This window comes from Stenotrophomonas humi (genome assembly GCF_001431415.1).
In the GTDB taxonomy this organism is placed as follows: Bacteria; Pseudomonadota; Gammaproteobacteria; order Xanthomonadales; family Xanthomonadaceae; genus Stenotrophomonas; species Stenotrophomonas humi.
Genome location: NZ_LDJI01000004.1, coordinates 244,512 through 269,167 on the forward strand (window position 1 = coordinate 244,512; position 24,656 = coordinate 269,167).

Consider the following 24,656-nt stretch of genomic DNA (forward strand, 5'->3'; position numbering starts at 1 on the left):
GATGAGTACGCATCACACCTGGAAAGTAGTGGACCGCGCGGCCGCGCCGATCGACCCGGCCGAAGGCATCGCTTTCGTGTCCGACCCCGGCTTTGGCGGCATTGATGTATTCATCGGCAAAGTGCGTGACCTCAATCAGGGGCGCCCGGTGCTGGGCATCACCTACGACATGTTCGAGCCGCTGGTGCTCAACGAAATCCAGCGCATGGTGGCCGAAGTGGAAGCGCAGTTCGGCCCACGCATCAAACTGTATGTGTCACACGCCAAGGGGCGATTGGGGGTAGGTGATGTGGCCCTGGTCGTAGCGGCAGGTACGCCGCACCGTGATGAGGCCTTCCGCGCCTGCCGCCAGCTGATCGAAGAGGTGAAGCACCGCTCGCCGATCTGGAAGCAGGAGCATTACCAGGATGGCGACAGTGAATGGAGCGAAGGCTGCGCGCTGTGCCACCATGAGCCCGAGACCCCGGGCGGAGAACACGCCCACGACCATGCCCACGACCACGCCCACCGCTGAGTCGCCGCGCATGGCCGGCATCGTGCTGGCCGGTGGCCTGTCTTCACGGATGGGCCGCGACAAGGCGCTGCTGCCGTGGCGGGGCCAGACCCTGCTGGCACATATGTACGGTCTGCTGGAGCGTGCGGGTGCCGAGGTCGTAAGAGTCAGCGGCGCTTATCCGGAATTTGATGGCGTCGCCGATACCGTTGAACGTTGCGGTCCTTTGGGTGGCCTGTTCAGTGTGGCGAAAGTGCTGCCGGACGGACCTGCATGGGTAGTCCCGGTGGATATGCCGCAACTGGATGTCGCGTTGCTGTGGCAACTGCGTGATGCACCGCAGGCGGTCTGCGTGATCTTCGCCGGGCAACCCCTTCCGATGCGTTTGAACATCGATGAAGCCTGCCGCACGTTGCTGGAATCCATGATCCAGAACCCGGATGGCCCCCGTTCGCTGCAGGCGCTGCAGCGTCGTCTGGGTGTGCTTGAGCTGCCAGTTCCTGCGGCGGCTGGATCATTCCTGGTCAACTGCAACACCCCCGAGCAATGGGAGGAGCTTGCCTCATGAAGATCCAGCTTCAACAGCAATCGGTGCGTCTGCGGCTTGATGAAAGCGAACTGGCGCAACTGCTGAATGGCGAAACGCTGCGCAGCACCACGCAGCTGGGTGGGGCCGGCAATTGGTCGATGCTGCTGCGGCTGCAGGCGGATGAATGCGTCAGCGTGATGGGCGCAGCGGAAGGTGTGCTGATCGGCCTGCCATACGACGAAGTATCGGGATTGGCCGGCCGCCTGCCGTGCCGTGACGGGCTGGCATGGGCGGTTGATGCCGATGGTGCGGTATTGCAGCTGCAGTTTGATGTGGACGTGCGAGACAGCGTGCGGCAGCGCGGACCGCGACGGCGTACTGACGCGGCCGTCACGCCATCCGTTTGACATTTGTCAGGTGCATCGTTCTAAAGCGTCACTGATTGATCTTGATCAACCTCGTCATGCGGGTCTCCGGGCTTAATAACGCCACGGCGACGAGGTACGACACAACGTAGCAACTCGTCGTCATTACATAGCCTGGAGCCATGCATGACCGTCGGTAGCGATGTCGCACAAAACAAGAGTGGCCCTGGTCGTGTGATCACCGACTGGAAGCCTGAAGATCCTGCCTACTGGGAGCAAACCGGTCACCGGGTTGCCACACGCAACCTGGTGATCTCGATCCCCGCGTTGCTGTTGGCCTTCTCGGTCTGGGTGCTGTTCTCGGCGGTGTCGATCAGCCTGCCCAAGATCGGTTTCAACTTCACCACCGATCAACTGTTCTGGCTGGTGGCATTGCCCAGCCTGTCCGGCGCCACGTTGCGCATCTTCTACTCGTTCGTGATTCCGATCTTCGGCGGGCGCCGCTGGACAGCCCTGTCCACCGCCTCGCTGCTGCTGCCCACGATCTGGCTCGGCTTTGCGGTACAGAACCCCGACACGCCGTTCTGGATCTTCGTCTGCATTGCGATCCTGTGCGGGTTTGGCGGCGCCAACTTCTCCTCGTCGATGTCCAACATCTCCTTCTTCTATCCCAAGCAGCGCCAGGGCATGGCGCTGGGATTGAATGCAGGCCTGGGCAATGTCGGCGTATCGGTATCGCAGTTGGTGATCCCGCTGGTGATCACGGTGGGGCTGTTCGGCAGCCTGGGCGGCGCGCCGCAAACGGTCGTCGAAGGTGGCGGGCAGATGTTCCTGCAGAACGCGGGTTTCGTCTGGGTGCCGGCCATTGCCATCGCCGCAGTTGCAGCGTGGTTCGGAATGAACGACCTGACCAGCGCACGCTCCTCCTTCTCGGAGCAGGCCATCATCTTCCGCCGCAAGCACAACTGGCTGATGTGTTGGTTGTACATCGGCACGTTCGGTTCCTATATCGGCTTCTCGGCCGGGTTCCCCATGCTGGTCAAGAGCCAGTTCCCGGACGTGAACCCGATGACATACGCCTTCATCGGCCCATTGCTGGGTGCACTGATGCGCTCGGTCGGCGGCAGCCTGGCCGACAAGTGGGGCGGGGCACGCCTGACGTTCTGGGTGTTCGCACTGATGATCGCCGCCGTGTTCGGGGTGCTGCATTTCCTGCCGAGCAATGGCACGGGCGGCAACTTCTACGGCTTCCTGGTCTCGTTCATGGCGTTGTTCGTGCTGAGCGGCATTGGTAACGGCACCACGTTCCGCATGATTCCGGTGATCTTCCGGACCCTGCATGAGCGCCTGACTGCCAATGCCAACGCCGAAGGCAAGGCGGCCTCCGCTCACCAGGCCAGTATCGAATCGGCCGCCGTGGTCGGTTTCTCCGGCGCCATCGGTGCCTACGGCGGCTTCTTCATTCCGAAGAGCTACGGCTCTTCGATCACCTTGACCGGCAGCCCCGACATGGCGCTGTACGGCTTCATTGCGTTCTACATCACCTGCCTGGTCGTGACGTGGTGGTGGTACTACCGGCGCGGGGCCGAAACCCCCTGCTGACAACGCAATGCACCGCAGCCAGATGACACACACAGCCACGATGCAGACGTACGCAAAGGGAGATTCACCATGAGTTATTTCCTGGATCGCTTGCAGTTTTTCAAGCGTGACCCACAACCCTTTGCCGATGGCCACGGGTTCAGCAAGAGCGAAGGCCGGGACTGGGAGAACAGTTACCGCGCCCGTTGGCAGTACGACAAGATCGTGCGCTCCACCCATGGCGTGAACTGCACCGGCTCCTGCAGCTGGAAGATCTACGTCAAGAATGGCCTGGTGACCTGGGAAACCCAGCAGACCGACTACCCACGCACGCGTCCGGATCTACCCAATCATGAGCCGCGCGGCTGTCCCCGTGGTGCCAGTTACTCCTGGTATCTGTACAGCGCCAATCGACTGAAGTACCCGCTGGTGCGGGGCACGCTGCTGCGCATGTGGCGGCAGGCCCGCAAGACGATGTCGCCGGTCGATGCCTGGGCCAGCATTGTCGAAAACCCCGAGAAGTCGCGCGAATACAAGCGTCGTCGTGGCATGGGCGGTTTCGTGCGGCTGTCCTGGGATGAGGCCAACGAGATCATCGCCGCTTCCAACCTGCATACGGTGAAGGAATACGGCCCGGATCGAGTCGTCGGCTTCTCGCCGATTCCGGCGATGTCGATGGTGTCCTACGCGGCCGGCGCGCGTTATCTGTCGTTGCTCGGGGGCGCCTGCCTGTCGTTCTATGACTGGTATTGCGACCTGCCGCCGGCATCGCCGCAGATCTGGGGCGAGCAGACCGATGTGCCGGAATCGGCCGATTGGTACAACAGCCGCTACATCATCGCCTGGGGCTCGAACGTGCCGCAGACGCGCACGCCTGATGCGCACTTCTTCACCGAGGCGCGCTACAACGGCACCAAGACGGTGGCGGTCTGCCCGGATTACTCCGAACTGGCCAAGCTCACTGACCATTGGCTGCACCCCAAGCAGGGCACCGATGCGGCGCTGGCATTCGCTTTTGGCCATGTGATCCTGCGCGAGTTCCACGTCGAGAAGCCCTCGCAGTACTTCCATGACTATTGCCGGCAGTACTCGGACATGCCGATGCTGGTGCGCATCGAGCAACGCGACGACGGCCGCCTGGTGCCCGGCCGGTTCCTGCGCGCCAGCGAACTGGGTGGCCTGGGCGAGAGCAACAATCCGGAGTGGAAGACGCTGGGTTTCGACGAGATCAGCGGCGACGTCACCGTGCCCAATGGCTCCGTCGGTTTCCGTTGGGGCGAGAAGGGCAAGTGGAACATTGAAGAGAAGGCCAGCAACGGCAGCGCCACGCGCCTGCGGTTGAGCCTTGCCGAGGTCAGCGACAGCATCGAGGGCGTGAGTTTCCCGTACTTCGGTGGCATCGAGAACGACGGCTGGACTGCAGCCCCGGTCGAGGAGGTGTTGGAGCGCAATATTCCGGTACGTCGCCTGCAGCTGGCCGATGGCAGCCAGACATTCGTGGCCACGGTGTACGACCTGCTGTTGGCACAGTACGGCGTGGACCGCGGCTTTGGCGGCAGCAATGTCGCCAGCAGCTACGACGACTACGTACCGGGTACGCCGGCATGGCAGGAGCGTGTCACCGGGGTGCCGCGCGCGGAAGTGATCGAGATCGCCCGCGAGTTCGCGCGCACCGCTGACAAGACCCACGGCCGCAGCATGATCATCGTCGGCGCCGGTATGAATCACTGGTTCCACAACGACATGAACTACCGCGGCCTGATCAACATGCTGGTCATGTGTGGTTGCGTGGGCCAGACCGGTGGTGGTTGGGCGCATTACGTGGGGCAGGAGAAACTGCGTCCGCAGACCGGCTGGCAGCCGCTGGCGTTCGGTCTGGACTGGAGCCGCCCGCCGCGCCAGATGAACGGCACCTCGTTCTTCTACTTCAACACCGGGCAGTGGCGTTACGAAAAGCTGCAGGTGGACGAACTGCTGTCGCCACTGGCCGACGCCTCCAAGTACAGCGGCAGCCTGGCCGACCTCAACCTGCGTGCCGTGCGCATGGGCTGGTTGCCGTGCGCACCACAGCTGGACCGCAACCCGCTGCAACTGGTGCGCGAGGCCGAGCAGGCCGGTGTCGCACCGGCCGACTATGCACTGGGCAAGTTCAAGGACGGCTCGCTGGACTTCGCATTTGCTGATCCGGATGCCAAGCAGAACCACCCACGCATGATGTTCATCTGGCGCTCCAACCTGCTCGGCTCCTCGGGCAAGGGCCACGAATACATGCTGCGCCACCTGCTGGGTACGCGGCATGGCCTGCAGGGCAAGGATCTGGGCGAGATGGGCGCGGTCAAGCCGGAAGAAGTGAAGTGGCGTGACGAGGCGCCGGAAGGCAAGCTCGACCTGCTGGTGACGCTGGACTTCCGCATGTGCACCACCGCGCTGTATTCGGACATCGTGCTGCCCACCGCCACCTGGTACGAGAAGGACGATCTCAACACCTCGGACATGCACCCGTTCATCCACCCGCTGTCCAAGGCGGTGGACCCGGCCTGGGAATCGCGCAGCGACTGGGAAATCTTCAAGGGCGTGGCGCGAACGGTCAGCGACATGGCACCGGGCGTGCTCGGCGTCGAGAAGGACCTGGTGCTGGTGCCGACGCTGCATGACACGCCCAATGAGCTGGGCATGCCGTTTGGCGTGACCGACTGGAAGAAGGGCCAGTGCGAGGCGATCCCGGGCCAGACCATGCCGACAATGGCGGTGGTCGAGCGTGATTACCCCAACCTCTACCGGAAGTTCACCTCGCTGGGCCCGTTGCTGGACAAGCTGGGCAACGGCGGCAAGGGCATGAACTGGGATACCAAGCACGAGGTCGATTTCCTCGGCAAGCTCAATCACACCGTCCGCGATGTCGGTGTCAGCCAGGGACGTCCGGCGATTGAATCGGCCATCGACGCCTGCGAAGTCATCCTGCACCTGGCGCCGGAAACCAACGGCCATGTCGCAGTGAAAGCCTGGGAATCGCTGGGTACGTTCACCGGCCGCGAGCATACGCACCTTGCCGTGGGCAAGGAGCACGAGGCGATCCGCTTCCGTGACATCCAGGCGCAGCCGCGCAAGATCATCTCCTCGCCGATCTGGTCCGGGCTGGAAGACGACAACGTCAGTTACAACGCCGGCTACACCAACGTGCATGAGTTGATTCCGTGGCGCACCATCACCGGCCGCCAGCAGTTCTATCAGGACCACGAATGGATGATCGACTTCGGCGAGGCGTTCATGAGCTATCGTCCGCCGGTCGACACGCGCACGGTCGAGCCACTGCTCAACAAACGCTCCAATGGCAACAAGGAGATCGTGCTGAACTGGATCACCCCGCACCAGAAGTGGGGCATCCACAGCACCTACAGTGACAACCTGATCATGCAGACACTGTCGCGTGGTGGCCCGATCGTGTGGATCAGCGAAGACGACGCACGCAGTGCCGGCATCGAGGACAACGACTGGATCGAACTGTTCAACGTCAACGGAGCGATCGCCGCCCGTGCGGTGGTCAGCCAGCGCGTGATGCCGGGCATGGCGATGATGTATCACGCCCAGGAACGCATCATCAATGTGCCGGGTTCGGAGATTTCCGGCACCCGTGGCGGCATCCACAACTCGGTGACACGCATCGTGCTCAAGCCCACCCACATGATCGGCGGCTATGCGCAGCTGTCGTACGGCTTCAACTACTACGGCACCTGCGGTACCAACCGCGATGAATTCGTGATCGTGCGCAAGATGGACAAGATCGACTGGTTGGATGGCGAAGATGCCGTTGTCGCCGCGCGGGAGGTGGTGTGATGAAAGTACGTGCACAGATCGCGATGGTGTTGAACCTGGACAAGTGCATCGGCTGCCATACCTGCTCGATCACCTGCAAGAACGTGTGGACCTCGCGCGAAGGCGTGGAATACGCCTGGTTCAACAACGTGGAAACCAAGCCGGGCATCGGCTATCCCAAGGAATGGGAGAACCAGGACAAATGGAACGGCGGTTGGGTGCGCACCCGCGCCGGCAAGCTGGTGCCGCGTGCCGGTGGTCGCTGGCGGATGCTGGCCAAGATCTTCGCCAACCCGGACCTGCCGCAGATCGATGACTACTACGAGCCGTTCGATTTCGACTACCAGCACCTGCATGACGCACCGGAAGTGAAGCACCAGCCGACCGCGCGCCCGCGTTCGCTGCTCACCGGCGAGCGCATGGAAAAGATCGAGTGGGGCCCGAACTGGGAAGAAATCCTCGGCACCGAGTTCTCCAAGCGTTCGCGTGACTACAACTTCGACCAGGTGCAGAAGGAGATCTACGGCGCCTTCGAGAAGACGTTCATGATGTACCTGCCGCGCCTGTGCGAGCACTGCCTGAATCCGGCATGCGTCTCGGCATGCCCGTCCGGTGCGATCTACAAGCGCGAGGAAGACGGCATCGTACTGATCGACCAGGACAAGTGCCGTGGCTGGCGCATGTGCGTGTCGGCCTGCCCGTACAAGAAGATCTACTACAACTGGAAGAGCGGCAAATCCGAGAAATGCATCTTCTGCTACCCGCGCATCGAGATGGGCGAGCCCACGGTCTGCTCGGAGACCTGCGTAGGCCGCATCCGCTACCTCGGGGTGATGTTGTACGACGCCGATCGCATTGCCGAGGCTGCATCGGTGGCCGCCGAGAAGGATCTGTACCAGGCGCACCTGGATATCTTCCTTGACCCGGAAGATCCGGCGGTGATCGCTGCCGCGCGTGCCGAAGGCATTCCGGACAACTGGCTGGAGGCCGCCCGGCAATCGCCGGTCTACAAGCTGGCCATCGACTGGAAGCTGGCGCTGCCGCTGCATCCGGAATACCGGACGTTGCCGATGGTGTGGTACGTGCCACCGTTGTCGCCCATCCAGTCCGCCGCCGAGCGGGGGCATGTCGGCATGAACGGTGAACTGCCGGACGTCGCCTCGCTGCGCATCCCGGTGCGTTATTTGGCCAACATGCTGTCGGCCGGTGATGAAGCACCGGTAGTGCGCGCACTGGAGCGGCTGATGGCAATGCGCGCCTGGCGCCGTGCCAAGAACGTGGACGGTGTGGAGGACACCAGTGCGCTGGATCAGACCGGCTTGACCGTGGCCCAGGCCGAGGACATGTACCGCTATCTCGCCATCGCCAACTATGAGGATCGCTTCGTGATCCCCAGCAGCCATCGCGAGTACGCCAACGATGCCTATGGCGAGCGTGGCGGTTGCGGATTCACCTTCGGCAATGGCTGCAACGGCGACAGTCCTGCCGATCTGTTCGGCCAGCGCAAGACCACCACGTATGCGGTGCATCCCAACCGTCAGCATCGCCATGAGGTGGCCAAATGAGCCTGCTTAAATTGATTGGCGTGTTGCTGGATTACCCGCGCGAAGAGCTGTGGCAGCACGGTGAGGAACTGCTGGACGCCAGCGACGACCCGGCGTTGTCGCCGGCACGTCGCAAGCAGCTGCGCGCTTTCGTGCAGCAGCTGTTGGATAGCGATCCGCTGGATGCACAGTCGGCCTGGTTGGCGACTTTCGACCGGGGCAGGGCGATGAGCCTGCTGCTGTTTGAACACATCCATGGCGAATCGCGTGACCGTGGCCAGGCCATGGTCGATCTGATCGAGGCCTACAGACGCAACGGCTTCGAGCTGGACGCCCGCGAACTTCCGGATTACCTGCCGCTGCTGCTGGAATACCTCTCGCATCGACCGCAGGCCGAAGCCAAGGATTACCTGCACCATGTGGGCCATATCGCCGGCATGCTCGCCGCGCGTGCGGCCGAGCGCGAGCTGCCGCATGCGGTGTTGCTGGAAATCCTGGTCGAGGCTGGCGAGGGCAAGGTCAACCTGGAACTGCTGCGCCAGCGCGCCAGCGAAGAGGTCCGCGACGATACCGTCGAAGCGATGGATCGCCTCTGGGAAGACGAAGCCGTGCGCTTCGGCAGTGAAGCGCCGTCGCAGGATTGCAAACCGCCCCATCGTTCACCGGCCCGCGCCGCGCAGCAGGAGGCACAGCCATGAGTTATTTCCTCAATCAGTTCGCCTTTCAGTTCTATCCGTACATCGCCGTGGCCGTGCTGCTGATCGGCAGCTGGGCGCGCTACGACAAGGCCATGTACAGCTGGCGCACCGGCTCCAGCCAGTTGCTGTCCGACCGCGGCATGCGCATCGGCAGCAACTGTTTCCACATCGGCATCCTGGCGATCCTCGGCGGTCATCTGGTGGGGCTGCTGACGCCGCATGCGGTGTATGAGCACTTCATCACCTCCTCGCAGAAACAGTTGCTGGCGATGGTGGTGGGCGGCTTCTTCGGCGCGTTGTGCTTCATCGGCATCCTGATCCTGCTGGTCCGCCGCCTGACCAACCCGCGCGTGCGCGCCACCGGCAGCTTCGGGGACACGCTGGTGTTGGTGCTGCTGTTCGCGCAGCTGTGCCTGGGCCTGATCAGCATCAAGGTCTCGGCCGGGCACATGGATGGCGGGGTGATGGTGATGTTGGCCGAGTGGGCGCAGCACATCGTGACTTTCCGTGCCGGCGCCGCTGATTTCATCACCGATGTGCATTGGGTCTACAAGGCACACATCTTCCTTGGCCTGACCTTGTTCCTGATCGCACCGTTCACCCGTCTGGTGCATGTGTGGAGCATTCCGATCAGTTATCTGTGGCGTCCGTATCAGGTGGTTCGCCGCCGCCAGGCCACGCTGCGCTACGGTCCGAAGGAATAAGCCATGGGCAGCCTGCCAAGAATCCTGCCCATCACCGTCATCGACTCGGCGCAGCCAGTGCCGGTCGAGGCCGGCCATCACCACGACGACGCGGACCAGTTGGGGCCGCGCTCGTTGGGACAACCCTCACCATGCAGCCTGTTCGTTGACGACACCCCCATCAACGAATCCGACATCGCCCGCGAGATGCAGTTCCACCGCGCGATCCGCCCGGAACAGGCGCGGGCCGATGCCGCCCGCGCCCTGGTGGTGCGGGAACTGCTGCGTCGCGAAGCCCTGCGCCTGGGGCTGGACCAAGGGCAGGGCGAAGGCCATCAGACCGACGAAGAGGTGCAGATCCAGCGCCTGATCGAAACGCTGGTGGAGGACCGGGTGCCGAGCGAAGACGACTGCCGTCGTTACTTCGAGCAGAACCTGGAACGTTTCCGTGCACCTGACCGCGTGCGTGTCCGCCACATTCTGCTGGCTGCACCCGCCGACGACGTCGCCGGCAGGTTCAAGGCCCGCACCCAGGCCGAGCAGCTGATCACCGAGCTGAACGCGCAGCCGCATGTGTTCGCGGACCTGGCCTTGCGTCATTCGCAATGCCCGTCGAGCAATGACGGCGGCGATCTTGGCTGGCTGCAGAAAGGCCAGACCACGCCGGAGTTCGACCGTCAGGTGTTCCGCTTGCGCCAGGGACTGGCCGGCTTCCCGGTTGAATCGCGCTGGGGTTACCACGTGGTGACCATCGATGAACTTGAAACCGGGCAGGCACAGACGTTTGAGCAGGTGCATGCGCAGATCAGCGACTATCTGGAACTACAGGTGCGTCAGCGCGAAGTGCAGCATTTTCTGCAGGAACTGAGCGAACGCTATCCGGTACGCGGTCTAACCGAAATTGAAGCGCTGGCCGAGTGAATTGAATTACTGAAGGAGTGGTGATGAGCCAGAGTCTGCAGATGGCATCCCATGGCGAGCAACAACGCGCGCTATGGCTGAGTACCTTCGCTTTCACCGTGTGTTTTGCGGTGTGGATGATTTTCTCCATCATTGGCATCCAGATCAGCGAGCAGCTGGGGTTGAATGACACCCAGTTCGGCCTGCTGATCGCGACGCCGGTGCTGACCGGTTCGCTGAGCCGGGTGTTCCTGGGTATCTGGTCCGATCAGTTCGGCGGGCGCAAGGTGATGTTGCTGGTGATGCTGTGTGGCGCGGTTGCCACCTGGATGCTCACCTACGCCACCACGTACCTGCAGTTCCTGTTCGCGGCGCTGTGCGTGGGCATTGCCGGTGGCAGCTTCTCGGTGGGCGTAGCCTATGTGTCCAAGTGGTTCCCGGCCAGCAAGCAGGGCACCGCGCTGGGCATCTTTGGTGCCGGCAACATCGGCTCGGCTGTTACCAAGCTGCTGGCGCCGATGGTGATGGTCGCTGCCGGCTGGACCATGGTCGCCAAGGTCTGGGCGGTCGGCCTTGCCGTTACCGCGATCCTGTTCTTCCTCTTCAGCAAGGACGACCCGCAGTTGGAGCAGCGGCGCCGTGATGGGGTCAAGCCGGTGCCGTTCGCCGAGCAGATGGCACCACTGAAAGACCTGCAGGTGTGGCGTTTCTCGCTGTATTATTTCTTCGTGTTCGGTGGCTTCGTGGCACTGGCGCTGTGGTTGCCGCGGTATCTGATTGGTGCCTACGGCATGGACGTGGGTACTGCCGGCATGTTGGCAGCGTGCTATTCGATTCCCGCCAGCCTGTTCCGTGTGGTGGGCGGCTGGCTGTCTGACCGCATCGGCGCACGCCGGGTGATGTACTGGACCTTCGGTGTATCGGTGATCTGCACCTTCCTGCTGGCCTACCCGGACACCGAGTACGTGGTGAAGGGCATCCACGGTGAGCTGCGCTTCCACCTGGCCATCGGTGTGACGATGTTCACGGTGCTGGTGTTCGTGCTGGGCTTCTTCATGTCGCTGGGCAAGGCCGCGGTGTACAAGCACATTCCCGTCTACTACCCCAAGCATGTCGGTGCGGTTGGCGGTGTGGTCGGCATGATTGGCGGTCTGGGCGGCTTCATCCTGCCGATCGCATTCGGTGCCTTGAATGATGTGGTTGGTATCTGGAGCAGCTGTTTCATGCTGTTGTTCGTGGTGGTGTCGTCTGCACTGGTGTGGATGCACTTCGCCATCCGCCGCATGGAACGCAAGCACTTCCCGCAACTGGACAAGGAAACCGATCTACCCGAAGCCATGGATGCTGCGCGGGCCACACAACACCGCCGCGCTTGATCCAGATCAGGGAACAGGGCTGAGATCCGCGCGAGGATAGCGACATGTCAGTCGAGGCTCTCCCGTTGGAAGGCACCTTGTTGCGCAACTGCGTGTTGCACCAGCCCCGCCATGTGCTGTTCCCTGCCGCCAGCCAGTTCAGTCCCGGGTTCGGCGAGGCCAACTGGCGCGCCGCGATACGCGCCAGTAACGAGCACCTGATTCCCCGGGTGCTCACGCTCGGCTTCCAGGCATTCCGTGCCGGGCAGCTGGGTGACCCGGCCATGTATCTGCAGGCGGTGCTGTCCAGCCTGCAGTTGCAGGCAACCGAGTTGGCCGAGGACCGGGAAGTCGCGGCGGTGGTACTTCAACTGGGGCTGGCTGAAGCGCTGCCTGCGGCGCTGCTGGCGCAACTGCTTGATGCGGTGCCGCAGCACCTGCGCACCGTCGCACGCCCCCAGGTGGAGGTGCGGCTGGATGCCGGCAGCGGCATCGCACCTGCAAAACTGCGCGAGATTGGTTGCACCCGCCTGAACGTGATCGACCGGGCCGGCGCGCAGGGGCCTGAACTGCTGGCCCAGGGGCAGCGGGCCGGCTTTACCGCCTGCTACTACCAGCTTCGGGTGCCGGCCAGCGACGACATCGGCTTCCTGCCACGCCTGCACGCCGTGCTGGCATCGGCACCGGAGCGCATCCTACTGCCGTCGCCCTGCGTCTCGGCGGATTCGCCTTCGGCCGATTACTGGTGGCAGGCCTGGGCCGATGTACGTGCCGCCGGCTATCTGCCATTGGGGGGAGACCACTACCAACGTGCCGACGGCACCCTGCCTGCGCGGCGCGGTGATGGCGCGCGGCATTGTGACCTGGCAGGCGTCCCGCGCCGTGATCGCAGCGATTTCATTGGGATTGGCCTGGGCGCCTGCAGCCAGATTGGTGATGTCATCAGCCGCCAGGAAAGCGACATGGCGCGCTGGCAATCACGTCTGCAGGCCGGCCACAGCGGTGTGGTCGCCGGGCTCATCTTCTCCGAGCAGGAACGCTTGACCGACGAGGTCGTGCAAAGCATCGCCTGCGACCATGCATTGGATGTGGCGGCCTTCGAGTGGCGCAATGGCCTGCCGTTCGCGGAATGCTTCGCGGAGGCACTGACCGGATTGCCTGCATTGATCGATCAGGGCTTGGTCAACTGGGACGGGCAGCAGCTGCAGCTGCAACCTGAGGGCCAGTTGTTGTGGCGTATGATCGCTGCGTGCTTCCGAACCACCACCGCCGATGCATGATCCTTGAATGATGTCCGCTTCCCATCCTCCGCGTGGCGCGTACGCCACCACCCCGAATCCGGCAGCAGCCAACGACGGTGACGAGCTGCGTTTCTGCAGCACCTGTGCGTTCTCCGACGCCTGCATCTCGCAGGGCTACGACAAGACCGCGTTGAGCGAGCTGCACGTGCTGGTGGACCATGTTGGCCCGTATCACGCCGGTGACTACATCTTCCGGGCAGGCGAGCCGTTCGATGCCATCGCCGCCGTGCGTGCAGGCATGGTCAAGACCTTCATCGACGACAGCCTGGGCAACGAGCAGATCCTCGGTTTCGCCCTGCCGGGGGAAGTGATTGGCCTGAACGCGATCCACGGCTCGCGCTATCCCTGCAATGCCGTGGCGCTGGATACGGTGCACCTGTGCCGTATTTCATTCCCCAAGATCAGCACCCTGGCGGCGCGCATGCCAGGCCTGCAGACAAAGCTGTTCAGTCTGCTCAGTGCCGAGATCGGCAAGGCAGCCTTGCTGGCGGCTAACTACCGCACCGAGGAACGCATGGCCGCGTTCCTGCTCGATACCTCGGCGCGCTATGCGCGGCGGGGCTTTTCGGCCACGCGTTTCAGCCTGACCATGAGCCGTACCGAGATCGCCAACTACCTTCGCATGGCCCCTGAGACAGCCAGTCGGGTCCTGCGCCGGCTCAGTGATGACGGCGTCATAGCGGTCAAACAACGGGAAATCATTTTGCTGCAGCCTGAACGTCTGGCACAAATGGCAGCCAGCGATGACGCTTCCTCCTGACCGACGTGGATCTCCCCGATGAAAACGTTCTACGCACTGCTGTTGGTATTTGTCGCCAGCGCATCCCAGGCGGCTGACCTCACTGTTTCCGCCGCCTCCAGCCTGACCGAGAGTTTCCGCGACATCGCCGGCGCGTACGAGAAAGCCAACCCGGGGACCAAGGTTGATTTGAACTTCGCCGCTTCCGGCGTGCTGCTGCAGCAGATTGCGCGCGGTGCACCGGTGGATGTGTTCGCATCGGCAGACCAGACCACGATGGATCAGGCCGCAGGGCAGGGTCTGCTGGAAGCCGGCAGCCGCCAGATATTCGCCGAGAACACGCTATGGGTGGTGGTGCCACCGCAGGCCGGGCAGCGGCCCACGTCGCTGGCCGGGTTGGCGGCACCAGGTATCGAACGTGTCGCCATCGGCAACCCGGACAGCGTGCCGGTCGGTCGTTACGCCCGCAGTGCGTTGCAGCAGGCAGGCGTCTGGTCCGCCGTGCAGGCCAAGACCATCAGCACCCAGAACGTGCGCCAGTCGCTGGACTATGTCGCGCGCGGTGAAGTGGATGCCGGCTTCGTCTACGCCACCGACGCCCAAGCCATGCCTGACCGCGTGCAGCGTGCGTTCCAGGTCCCCGTTGCCGGTGGCATCACCTATCCATTGGCACAGATCAAGGGCAGCGCCAATGCCGCACAGGCAGGGCGCTTCATCGCCTTTGTGCGCTCCCCGCAGGGGCAGGCCATCCTGCAGCGCCATGGCTTCGGCAGCCCCTGATAGATGGATCTGGACTGGAGTGCCCTGTGGTTGTCACTGAAGGTGGCCGGCTGGGCCACCGCGATCAATCTGGTCGTGGGCGTGGGGCTGGGCGCGCTGCTGGCGCGTAAGCGATTCCCCGGGCGTGAACTGCTCGACACGCTGCTCACGCTGCCAATGGTGTTGCCGCCGACCGTGCTCGGCTACTACCTGCTGGTGGTGATCGGCCGCAATGGCCCGCTGGGCGCGTGGTTGCAAAGCGCGTTCGGGATCAACCTGGTGTTCACCTGGCAGGCGGCGGTCATTGCTGCCGCCATCGCCTCGCTGCCATTGGTGTTCAAGCCGGCACGCGCCGCGTTTGAAGACGTGGATGCACAACTGGAGCAGGCCGCACGGACCCTTGGGGTGTCGGAGATGGCGCTGTTCTTCCGTGTGACCCTGCCATTGGCATGGCGCGGCATTCTGGCCGGCCTGTTGCTGGCTTTCGCCCGTGCGATGGGTGAGTTCGGCGCCACCATCATGGTGGCCGGCAGTATTCCCGGACGAACGCAGACGCTTTCCATCGCCATCTATGAAGCCGTGCAGGCCGGCAACGATGGCCGTGCAAACGCGCTCGTGGTGCTGTCCTCGGTGGTCTGCATCAGCGTGCTGCTGATTGCCGCGCGGTTGGTTGGGCGCAGGCGGGGAGGGCAGCGCGATGTGGCTTGAGATTGACGTCTCGCGTCATCTGCAGGCGGCCGGCCAGCATTTCCAGCTACAGGTCGCCTTGCGTTGCTCGCAACGCAATGTGGTGTTGTTCGGCCCGTCCGGTGCCGGCAAGAGCCTCACCCTGCGTGCCATCGCTGGTCTGTTGAGACCCGATGAAGGGCACATTCGCCTGCATGACCGACTGCTGTTTGATGCGGTCAGCGGCATGAACCTTCCGCCGCAACAGCGCAAGGTTGGCTACGTCTTCCAGGATTACGCGTTGTTCCCGCATCTCACCGTGCAGCAGAACATTGCATTCGGTCTGAGCAAGGGCTGGCTCAACCCGCGTCGCAGTGCCCGCCACGAATCGGTGGAACACTGGTTGCACGCCCTTCGCATCGATCATCTCGCGCAGCTGTACCCGCACCAGATCTCCGGTGGCCAACGCCAACGCACTGCACTGGCGCGTGCACTGGCACCTGGCCCGCAGGTATTGCTGCTGGATGAGCCGTTTGCCGCGCTGGATCACGATCTACGCAGGCACCTGCGGCAAGAGCTGGAAGCAGTGCTTGATGCTTCGGGCATTCCGCTGTTGCTGATCACGCACGACCCGCAGGATGTGGATGTCTTCGGCCAGCAGGTGGTGCACCTGGCAGAAGGCAAGGTGAGTTGCTGAGCCGCACGAGGGGCCGGTCCGGCTTGCGATGGCCGATGCGTGGCCCGCGGGGTGGAGTCGGTGCGATGCCTTGCGTCGAAGCCTGGGCAGCGTCATTGCAGATTGAAGAAGCCCCTCGCAGAGGAGGGGCTTGCACTTCAGCCGATGATGAGTGCCCAGGGCACTTCCGAGCCGGCGAATTTGTAGCGGTACCCTTCGCGATCAACCTGCCTGGCCAGATTGCCTGCGGGATCGGCGAGCACATTGATGTCGATCTGGCCTCTGAAGGCGCCGTGATCCGCAACGCCCAATGCGCCGGGACTGGATTCTTCAGTGGAGACGAGTTTCACCGGACGCCTCTCGCGACCAGGACCTTCCAGATACATTTTCATGTCGTTCACGGATATTCCCTCCTCATGCCGTTCCCCCCGTTTCGGCAGGTGAAGTTGTAGGCAACCTCCAGTTAAAAATTTCATAAGAAATCCGTCGCGCTTCGTAAAGCGGGACGGGCTCCACAGGGCAGGGACTGGTTTCATTCAGGTCTGGATGCATCTGGGAATCGGGAAGCGCGAGGGGAAAACAGGCTGCACCCTTTCAAGAAGGTTGCTTGAAGCATCCGATTTACATCACCTTGAAGCATGTGCGGTCGAGGTCGGGCTCGCCTGGTATGTCCCGGTCAACGCATCCAGGTACCCCACACCGTAGCCGGGTTCCGAAGCGGGCTTCCACGCGTGGAAAAGCACGCCAGCCACGACACGACACGACACGACACGACACGAACAGCGTCCATGAGAATCTGTGTCGAGCCGGCCATTCCGGCCGTCCACATCGGAGATCCGCCATGTCGCTTCCCCATCCTGGCGCACTGACTGCTGCGCTTCTGTTGTCGGCCCTGTTCGTGTCACCGCCGGTCGCTGCGCAGGATCCGGCACCGGACCTCGGCGATCTTCAGGGCGCTGCTGACCGGGCTGCTGCGCGCACGCTGGATTCGCGTGGTTACGTACGGCAATCGGGTTCGGGCGACTACGGCAGCTGGTGGAATGCGCGGGACCGACGCTGTGTGATGGTGCGAAGTGACCGTGGCCGCGTGGTCTCTGCGGTGAGCACTTCCCCGCTCGACTGTGGACAGCAGGAGAGTGGCCGGAAGGACGGCATGAGTGACGGTGCCAAGGTGGCGGTTACGGCGCCGGTCTGCGCGAGCGCTCAACGCAGGTGCCATGGCGGTCTGAAGGCAGTGGTGGCTCCCCGGTCCGGCTGGACGATCTGGTGGGTGCGCGCGCAGCAGGTGCGGACACCGAGTTGCGTGCGCGCGGCTTCACCGATCGCGACGCGCAACAACGTGATGGACGCTCGGTCGTAACCTGGTGGAACGCGCGGACACGCGACTGCGTGCGCGTTGCCACCGAAGAGGGACGCATCGAATCAATCCGTGCAGTTGAAGCATCCAACTGCCGTTGAATCCATCCATGTCGTTGACGGCACCGGTGGCAGATGGAGTGCCGTCGCATGACCAGTGGTCCAGGCCGTGGCAATCCGCCATCGCAGCGACACTCCAATAGCGCCGGCGCCGCGATTGAACGTTGGAAGCTGCAGTGTCGCGATTTGCGGTGGCACGAGTGCGCAGTGGGCAACCGATTGTCAGGATGACAGTGCCCACCCGAACTGTGCATCATGCGGAGGTTCCCACGCGGATTGCCTGCCCAGATGAAACTGCCCTTCAAGCTCGATTACCTGCTGGTGTGTCTGACGGCTGTTGTTGGTATCGGATGTGACCATCGCGCCGCTGATATGACGGAAGCGAAAACGCCGTCGGCGCATATCGTTCCCGTGCCCGCGTCGATGGATGTCGTTGACGGAGAGCTGCGGTTCTCCGCGGTCATCGTGCAGGGCGGAGCCGCGGCACCCAATGCCGTGCGTGAACTGGAAGCCCTGCTGGCAGGCTTGAACATCAGCACGAAGGATGCGGCGGCAACGCCGATCCAGGTGCAGCTGGTCGATGATCCCGCGCTGGGCGAAGAGGGCTATCGACTGGTGATCGATGATGCCATCCATCTGAGTGCGCGCACCGACGTCGGTTTGCTGCATGCGGTGCAGAGCCTGCGTCAATTGCTGCCGGCGCAGGCGCAGGCGGACTACCGCTTGCCCCAGATAGTCATCAACGATGTGCCTGCGTACCGCTGGCGTGGAATCTCGCTGGACGTAGCCAGAAGCTTCCTGCCGGTCGAATACCTGGAAAAGCACATCGATCGCATGGCGCTTTTCAAGTTGAACCGGCTGCACCTACATCTGACCGACGACCAGGGCTGGCGCATCGAGATCAAACGCTATCCGAAGCTGGTGGAGATCGGTGGCGCCAGCGCCGTGAAGGATGGGCGTGCCGGCTATTACACGCAGGAACAGCTGAAGCATCTGGTCGCCTATGCGCAGGCGCGTGGCATCACTATCGTGCCGGAAGTCGACATGCCTGGGCACGTGCAGGCAGCGCTGGCTTCGTACAACGAGTTGGCCTGTGACGACGTGAGCAACCTGGCAACCTATTCCGGCGTGGAAGTGGGTTTCAGCGTGTTCTGCCTCGAGAAGCCCGACATCGTGTATCCCTTCGTGCGCAACGTGCTGGAGGAGGTGGTGGCGATTTTCCCCTCCACCGAAATCCATGTTGGCGGTGATGAGATCAAGCATCCGCTGTATGCCGATTTCGTCGCACGCACCACCAGGATGGTGGATGACATGGGACGTACCGCCATCGTCTGGGAAGAAGGCTCGGTGGCCGACATGAAACCCAACGTGTTGCTGCAGCTATGGAATGACGACTACGCCATCGATGCGGCGGTTGCGAAGGGACATCCGTTGATCCTGTCGCCCTGCTCGTATCTGTACATCGATCACGGCAACTACGCGGGTCAGCCTGGTGCCGACTGGTGCCGTAAAGAGGGTGTGCCGTTGAAGAGGCTCTACGGCTTTGACCCGGCCCCCTTCAAGAGTGCGGTGGGTATTGAAGCCGCATTGTGGACGGAGTTCGTGCATACCGATGCGTCGGCGGATGATCATCTGTGGCCGCGCCTTGCGGCAGTGGCCGAGATTGCCTGGAGCCCTGCTGGGCAGCGCAGCTATGACGGCTTCGTGCAGCGTATGGGGGCGTTGCGCCCGCAACTGGACGCAATGGGCGTGCACTATTACGCCGAGCCCGATCTGGGATGGGCGGATGCGAAACCGGCGCACTGAGGATTGATCAGAAGGCCCCGCGAATGCGGGGCTGTCTGCAGACTGGATGTATGAGAGGTTTTCTCTGCGCACCCGTTTCCAGTTGAAGCAGCACCGCACGCGAGGCCCGGCTTTTACGCGGCGGAGCGCACGCTGCGGTACGGAGCGAATGCGCGAAGCATCGTGATTGCAGAAAAGGTGGATCGTTGCCTCGGGATCCCTGCCGCATTACGTTCTTCAACATCGCTCAACTCGCTCAGCTTGCATCGAAAGCGGGGGGCTGAGCATGATCTTCCAGCGATGGATCCGCCGCACCATCGCCCTTGGAAACGGAAAAACCGCCCTTGCGGGCGGTTTCCGAAAGCAACCGATGGCGGTGTCAGTCCATCGGCAACAACGTCATCAATAGTCGAAGCGGACGCGCAGGCCGACCGTGCGCGGGTCGTTCCAGTAGGCGCGGATGAAGCCGCCGGCGTCGTCGGCCCAGTTCTTGGTCATCTTGTCGGTGGCGTTGAGCACGTACAGCTCGGCGCGCCAGAATGACGGTGATTGCAGGCTCAGGCTCGCATCAACCGTGGCATAGGCCTCCTGCGCGTCGGAGACGTGCGCGTTGTCCAGGTTGCGCAGGGTGAAGTACATCTTGTCCTGCCACTTCACGTTGAGCCAGGGCACCAGCTCATAGCCATTGCCGAACTTGAACGTGTGCGACACGTTGACGCCGGCGGTGAACTTCGGCGTCATCGGCAGATGGTTGCCGGTGATGTCGTAGATCTGGCGGCCGGCCAGCGTCGGGGCCGGGCCGGTATACGGGTCCGGGCAGGGCACGGCGCCGAATTCTTCGCGCACGCCGCAGTTCCACTCGTCGCTGAAGGTCGGGTAGTCCTTGATCTTGCTGTTGATGTACGAGAAGAAGCCACCGATGCGGGTGTTGGGCGTGGGCAGGTAATCCACTTCCACTTCCAGGCCCGGGATGTTCACGACACCCACGTTGACGGTCTGCCACTTCTTGACCACGTCGCAGGTCGGGTCCCAGTCCGGGCAAGGCTCGTTGACGTGTACCTTGGCGGCGTAGAAATCGCCGGTGACCTGCATGTCCTTGTAGCGGCTGTAGAAGGCGGTGACCGACAGGCTCAGGCGCTTGTCGAGCAGCAGCCCCTTGTAGCCGATTTCCAGGTTGGTGACGGTTTCCGGCCGGTACGGGAAGAAGGTGTACTGCGGGCCGGCGGGACCGTCCACGCAGACCTTGCCGTCGCAGATATCGTCCTTGTCACCGAAGCCGCCCGCCTTGTAGCCACTGGACAGCGAGGTGAACAGGATTTCGTCGTCGGACAGATCCTTGGTCAGGCCCAGGCGATAGGTGAACTTGCGCCAGGACGCGGAGTTGGCGTTTTCGGCCGGCGGACCCCACTGCTTGTAGGCGTCGATGCCACCGAACGGTCCCATCTGCTCAGTCAGGTCACGACCGCTATGCGGGCGGAAGCCCGGCTCTCCCGGCGTGCCCGGGTTGTACAAGCCGTTGTAGTACGCCGTGGATGTGCTGTCCCAGCCGCCATAGACCTGGCCGCCATGGTCGATCTTGGAATCGCGGCTGTAGCGTCCGCCGATCGTTGCAGTCCAGGTCGGCGCAAAGTGCCAGTCGGCCTGCGAGAAGATCGCCTTGGCATCGATCTGGCGATCAGGCTGGTGATAGAACTGGCTGATCGGATAGCCGAACGGCGCGTTGACCAGCATTTCCTGCGCGTAGTTGATCGCGTTCTTTTCGCGCATCCAGAACAGGCCGGACACCAGATTCAATCGTTCGCCCTGATGCTTGAACTGCAGTTCGTGCACGAACGACTTGTACTTCGAATCCAGGGTGATGGAGGTGTTGTCGCGCACCGGCCAGACGCCCCAGTCGCCGTCTGCCGTCACCGGCAAGGTGGCGGTGACCTGCGATGGAATCTCGTGATAACCGCCGTCATCGTCGGAAATCTGGAACCGCTTCTGCGTAGCGAAGGCGACACTGTATTCGATGCTGTTGGTATCGCTGAGGAACCAATTGAGGTTGGAGCGCAACGTGTCGATGGACATGTCGGTCCTGCCGGGCACGTTGATCTTGACGTCCCACTTTCCGCCTTCACAGGCGAAGCGCGTGCCGGCTGCCTGGTCGCAGTCCTTCATGCCGACCTGGCCTGCGCCGGAGTTCTGGAACTTCTCATAGGCCAGCAACCACTCGACGTTTTCGGTGAAGGCAAAGCGTGCGGCGATGCGGGCCGCCCATTCGTCGCGATTGTAGTAATAGTCGCTGCGTGACACTTTCCTGTTGCGACGTTGATCCACATCCGGAATGCCGTCGGCGATGAAGCCGCGCTCGGGAATGTCGACGTCGGTGAAATCCTGTTTCTGGTCGATCCAGCCATCGCGCTCGACCTTGGTGGCGGACACGCGCAGGGCGAAGCGTTCATTCACCGCGAAGTTCTGGATCAGGTTGAGCTGGCGCAGGTTGTAGCTGCCCAGCTCGACCTCGGTGCTGCCAAACGTTGAATCGAAGCGCGGCTTGGCCGGGATGATGTTGATGCTGCCGCCGGTGGAGTTGCGCCCGAACAGCGTGCCCTGCGGGCCGCGCAGCACTTCGACCTGGTCCACGTCGAACATAAGTGCCAACGCGCCTTGCGGACGCGGCGAGTACAAGCCGGCCACATGCAGGCCCACGGCCGGATCGCCGATCTCGGTGAAGTTGTTGGCACCGATGCCGCGGATGCTGACCTGCACGCCCGAATCCGGGCCGGAAGCAATCTGCAGGTTGGGCATGCTGCCGGACAGGCCGCGCACGTCGCGGATGCCTTCGCGGGTCAGCGCTTCCTGAGTGACGGCGGTGACTGTCACGGGCGTTTTCAACAGGTCCGATTCAACGCGCGTGGCGGAAACGCGCACGGTCTCCAGCGTGGTCTGGGCTTCGCCGGTGTTGGATTTTTTCGCTTCGTCCGCCGTGCTGGATTGCGCCAGCACCGGCGCGGCGGTACAGCTGATCAGTACCGCTGCCACCGCGGCGGCGAGGCCGGTCGGTCGAACAGCGCTGGGATGCTTCTTCATCATTGGCTCCTGTTTGTACGGCGACTCGGGCCGATGGCCCGTGCAGTGGCTGGTGCAGTTGCCCGATCAGGGCGAGGCGGGGGTGTTCTTCCCGGAGTACACGGTCTGGTTGCGCACCAGCGGCCTGGCCCAGGCACTGACGCTGAGGATGTAGAGCAGGGGGATGAAAACCAGCGACAGGCCAATACGCAGGCCCCAGTAGTCGGCGACGAAACCAATCAACAACGGCACGATGGCGCCGCCGAGGATGCCGCTGCACAAGATTCCCGAGAATGCGCCGTGGTGCTGACTGACCGAATTCAGCCCCAGCGAAAAAATCACCGAGAACATCACCGACAAGAAAAAGCCTGCAGCGGGGAAGGCGAGAAGAGAGATGGCTGCAGGGCCAAAAAGAGCGAAGGCGAGGCTGGCGATGGCGAGCGTGGAGAAGATCGCCAGCACCAGCTTTGAATCCAGCAGTTTCAGCAGGCCCAGGCCCGTCAAACAGCCCAGCGACATCAGGCCCCAGAAACGGCTGACTGCGATGGCGCCTTGCTCGGTGGCTGACATGCCGTGGTAGCTGTGCAGGAACTGCGACATCCAGTTGGCGATGGATTGCTCGGTGCCGACGTAGGCGACGATGGCCAGGAAGAACAGGCGTACATCGCGGCGCTTCAGCAGGTTTCGATAGGCATCGCGGTTGCCTGCGCGCTCATCCTCTTTCAGTTCCACCGTCGGCAACGGCAGTTTGTAGTTGAGCAGCGCCAACAACACGAACGCAGCAGCGAAGTACCAGTAGAACGTCAGCCAGGTCAGCGGCTGGCCCTCCACACCAGGGCGCTGCATGTAAAGCCGGAAGGCCAGTGGGCTGAGGAACGAGGCCAGGCCGAACACCAGCTGTGCCATCACCGAGAAGAAGGCGAAGTGCTGCTCGCCGCCGGCCGTGCGCATCAGCGGGTTGATCACCACCTGCAGCAAGGCCATGCCCAGCCCAATGACGAACAGGCCCGCCACCACCGAGAAGTAGCCAGGTATCAGCGCGATGGCCAAAGCGCCGATGAAATTCAGGGCGAAGGCGGTGAACAGGGTGAAGCGCGTGCCACGCACTTCGATCAGCAAGCCGCCCGGTATCGAGATCAAGCCGTAGGCCAGGAAGAAGGAGAACGGCATGAAGCCGGCCATGGTCAGGCTCAGCTTGAAGTCCTGGATGGCGATGGGCATCAGCGGCCCGATCAGATTGGTGATGAAGGAGATCGCGAACCAGATCAGGAGGATGTAGCTGATGATCAGCGGGCGGTGCTTCATGGTCGCTTCTCCGGGCTCAGAGTTACGGCTGCAGACAATGGGAGAGTTCGCCTGCGGCGATGCTCTTGCGCGGGAAGCGGGGCAGGATTGCGGCGGCGGTCCTGCAACCGGCAGCGAGTGCGTCGTGCAGGCTCGCCTGGTTCAAGCGTGCGGCCAGATAGCCGGTGTTGAAGCTGTCGCCGGCGCCGACGGTGTCGAAAATGTCGGCGATCATTTCGGTGGTGTGGTGGGTGCTACGGCCATTGACGTGCCCCAGCGCGCCGGCAGCGCCCAGCTTGACGATCAGGTGCGCGCCGGGCTTGAGCAGGCTGGCGACGTGCTGCACGGCAAGCTCCAGATCCTGATTGCCCGCGATGCTCATCGCCTCCAGCTCATTGAGCAGCAGGTGGTCGCAATGCCGCAGCCAGTCCTCCACTTCCTGATGCACCTGAGGCGTCCAACCTTCCGGCGGCCAGCCGGTATCCAGCGCCACCTGGTAGCCCCTGGCCGAAGCCTCTGCCAACAGTTGGCTGAAGTGGATGCGCAGGTCGGGCAACAGGAATGGGGCAGTGAACAGCGCGATGCTTCCTGCCGCCGCTTGCGGCAGGTGTTCCAGCACGAATGCCGGGGCCAGGTGCTGCAGGTGCCCGCAGGTGGTGAAGAAGGTGCGCTCGCCATCGCCGTGCATCAGGCCCACTGACATGGTGGTGTCGCTTTTGCAGGTCTGCAGCTCGACGCGGATGCCGGCCAACTGCAGCAGCAACCATTGCGCCAGATCATCATCGCCAATGGCGCCGATCAGGCGCGGGCTCAGCCCGAGATGACGGGCGGCAAGAGCGGAGTTGGCCGCCGAACCGCCGGCGCGCAGCTCGCTGCGCGGCAGCAACTGTTCGGTGCCGACCTTGGGCCAACCGTCCAGCGTGCCCAGAACCAGGTCTACGCTGACGTCGCCGATAATGCTGAACTGGGGCTGATCGTGCTTCATGGGGCGACTATAGTCACCCCGATTCGGCACTGT

The 24,656-nt window shown here is 62.9% G+C and carries 21 protein-coding genes; 17 read left to right on the forward strand and 4 right to left on the reverse strand.

Translation table 11 applies throughout. From position 1 onward, the window contains the following. Window position 1: 1 nt before the first annotated feature. The 15 genes from ABB26_RS02485 (at window position 2) to ABB26_RS02555 (ending at window position 16,123) form a co-directional block, all read left to right on the forward strand. On the forward strand, window positions 2–514 hold the full coding sequence (locus ABB26_RS02485; RefSeq protein ID WP_057631983.1) for a molybdenum cofactor biosynthesis protein MoaE: 513 nt from the start codon (window positions 2–4) through the stop codon (window positions 512–514). Continuing rightward, window positions 489–1,061, forward strand: a complete 573-nt coding sequence (gene mobA, locus ABB26_RS02490; RefSeq protein ID WP_245626115.1) for a molybdenum cofactor guanylyltransferase — start codon at window positions 489–491, stop codon at window positions 1,059–1,061. The genes ABB26_RS02485 and mobA overlap by 26 nt, the downstream gene beginning before the upstream one ends. Then, window positions 1,058–1,429: a DUF7009 family protein gene (locus ABB26_RS02495; RefSeq protein ID WP_057631985.1), complete on the forward strand. Its 372-nt coding sequence runs from the start codon at window positions 1,058–1,060 to the stop codon at window positions 1,427–1,429. The genes mobA and ABB26_RS02495 overlap by 4 nt, the downstream gene beginning before the upstream one ends. Window positions 1,430–1,573: 144 nt before the next feature. Beyond that, window positions 1,574–2,989, forward strand: a complete 1,416-nt coding sequence (locus ABB26_RS02500; RefSeq protein ID WP_057631986.1) for a NarK family nitrate/nitrite MFS transporter — start codon at window positions 1,574–1,576, stop codon at window positions 2,987–2,989. Window positions 2,990–3,058: 69 nt separating this feature from the next. Further along, window positions 3,059–6,802, forward strand: coding sequence for a nitrate reductase subunit alpha (locus ABB26_RS02505; protein ID WP_057631987.1), 3,744 nt, complete (start codon window positions 3,059–3,061; stop codon window positions 6,800–6,802). Further along, a complete protein-coding gene (gene narH, locus ABB26_RS02510) occupies window positions 6,802–8,346 on the forward strand; it encodes a nitrate reductase subunit beta (RefSeq protein ID WP_057631988.1) in 1,545 nt (514 codons plus the stop codon). Before ABB26_RS02505 ends, narH begins: the two co-directional genes overlap by 1 nt. Further along, window positions 8,343–9,023 (forward strand): nitrate reductase molybdenum cofactor assembly chaperone, encoded by a 681-nt coding sequence (gene narJ / locus ABB26_RS02515; RefSeq protein WP_057631989.1) that lies wholly within the window; start codon window positions 8,343–8,345, stop codon window positions 9,021–9,023. The genes narH and narJ overlap by 4 nt, the downstream gene beginning before the upstream one ends. Beyond that, window positions 9,020–9,727: a respiratory nitrate reductase subunit gamma gene (gene narI, locus ABB26_RS02520; protein ID WP_057631990.1), complete on the forward strand. Its 708-nt coding sequence runs from the start codon at window positions 9,020–9,022 to the stop codon at window positions 9,725–9,727. The genes narJ and narI overlap by 4 nt, the downstream gene beginning before the upstream one ends. A gap of 3 nt (window positions 9,728–9,730) precedes the next feature. After that, window positions 9,731–10,627: a peptidylprolyl isomerase gene (locus ABB26_RS02525; RefSeq protein WP_057631991.1), complete on the forward strand. Its 897-nt coding sequence runs from the start codon at window positions 9,731–9,733 to the stop codon at window positions 10,625–10,627. Between the two features lie 23 nt (window positions 10,628–10,650). Further along, a complete protein-coding gene (locus tag ABB26_RS02530; RefSeq protein WP_057631992.1) occupies window positions 10,651–11,982 on the forward strand; it encodes an MFS transporter in 1,332 nt (443 codons plus the stop codon). Between the two features lie 44 nt (window positions 11,983–12,026). Continuing rightward, a complete protein-coding gene (locus tag ABB26_RS02535) occupies window positions 12,027–13,241 on the forward strand; it encodes an oxygen-independent coproporphyrinogen III oxidase (protein ID WP_057631993.1) in 1,215 nt (404 codons plus the stop codon). Between the two features lie 10 nt (window positions 13,242–13,251). After that, window positions 13,252–14,022, forward strand: a complete 771-nt coding sequence (locus ABB26_RS02540) for a helix-turn-helix domain-containing protein (RefSeq protein ID WP_057632027.1) — start codon at window positions 13,252–13,254, stop codon at window positions 14,020–14,022. A gap of 18 nt (window positions 14,023–14,040) precedes the next feature. Beyond that, window positions 14,041–14,781 carry a molybdate ABC transporter substrate-binding protein gene (gene modA / locus ABB26_RS02545; RefSeq protein WP_057631994.1) on the forward strand — a complete coding sequence of 247 codons (741 nt, stop codon included), beginning with the start codon at window positions 14,041–14,043 and terminating at the stop codon, window positions 14,779–14,781. 3 nt (window positions 14,782–14,784) lie between these two features. After that, window positions 14,785–15,468 carry a molybdate ABC transporter permease subunit gene (gene modB, locus ABB26_RS02550; RefSeq protein WP_057631995.1) on the forward strand — a complete coding sequence of 228 codons (684 nt, stop codon included), beginning with the start codon at window positions 14,785–14,787 and terminating at the stop codon, window positions 15,466–15,468. Further along, window positions 15,458–16,123 carry a sulfate/molybdate ABC transporter ATP-binding protein gene (locus ABB26_RS02555; RefSeq protein WP_057632028.1) on the forward strand — a complete coding sequence of 222 codons (666 nt, stop codon included), beginning with the start codon at window positions 15,458–15,460 and terminating at the stop codon, window positions 16,121–16,123. The genes modB and ABB26_RS02555 overlap by 11 nt, the downstream gene beginning before the upstream one ends. 137 nt (window positions 16,124–16,260) lie before the next feature. Here the strand turns inward: ABB26_RS02555 and ABB26_RS18820 are convergent, their stop codons facing one another. Next, the gene (locus ABB26_RS18820; RefSeq protein ID WP_152982512.1) at window positions 16,261–16,503 is read right to left on the reverse strand and encodes a hypothetical protein; all 243 of its coding nucleotides are present in this window, start codon (window positions 16,501–16,503) and stop codon (window positions 16,261–16,263) included. Window positions 16,504–16,943: 440 nt separating this feature from the next. On the opposite strand from ABB26_RS18820, the gene ABB26_RS02560 reads away from it, so the two are divergent. Together ABB26_RS02560 and ABB26_RS02565 are read left to right on the forward strand one after the other, a co-directional pair. After that, window positions 16,944–17,462, forward strand: coding sequence for a hypothetical protein (locus ABB26_RS02560; protein ID WP_057631996.1), 519 nt, complete (start codon window positions 16,944–16,946; stop codon window positions 17,460–17,462). Window positions 17,463–17,806: 344 nt separating this feature from the next. After that, a complete protein-coding gene (locus tag ABB26_RS02565; RefSeq protein WP_057631997.1) occupies window positions 17,807–19,324 on the forward strand; it encodes a beta-N-acetylhexosaminidase in 1,518 nt (505 codons plus the stop codon). A gap of 381 nt (window positions 19,325–19,705) precedes the next feature. On the opposite strand, the gene ABB26_RS02570 is transcribed toward ABB26_RS02565, so the two are convergent. The 3 genes from ABB26_RS02570 to ABB26_RS02580 all read right to left on the reverse strand — a co-directional run bounded on the left by ABB26_RS02570 (window position 19,706) and on the right by ABB26_RS02580 (window position 24,623). Further along, window positions 19,706–22,375 (reverse strand): TonB-dependent receptor, encoded by a 2,670-nt coding sequence (locus tag ABB26_RS02570; protein WP_083490653.1) that lies wholly within the window; start codon window positions 22,373–22,375, stop codon window positions 19,706–19,708. Between the two features lie 66 nt (window positions 22,376–22,441). Further along, a complete protein-coding gene (locus ABB26_RS02575) occupies window positions 22,442–23,659 on the reverse strand; it encodes an MFS transporter (protein ID WP_057631998.1) in 1,218 nt (405 codons plus the stop codon). A gap of 22 nt (window positions 23,660–23,681) precedes the next feature. After that, complete coding sequence (locus ABB26_RS02580) at window positions 23,682–24,623, reverse strand: carbohydrate kinase family protein (protein ID WP_057631999.1); 942 nt, start codon at window positions 24,621–24,623, stop codon at window positions 23,682–23,684. Window positions 24,624–24,656 lie beyond the last annotated feature (33 nt).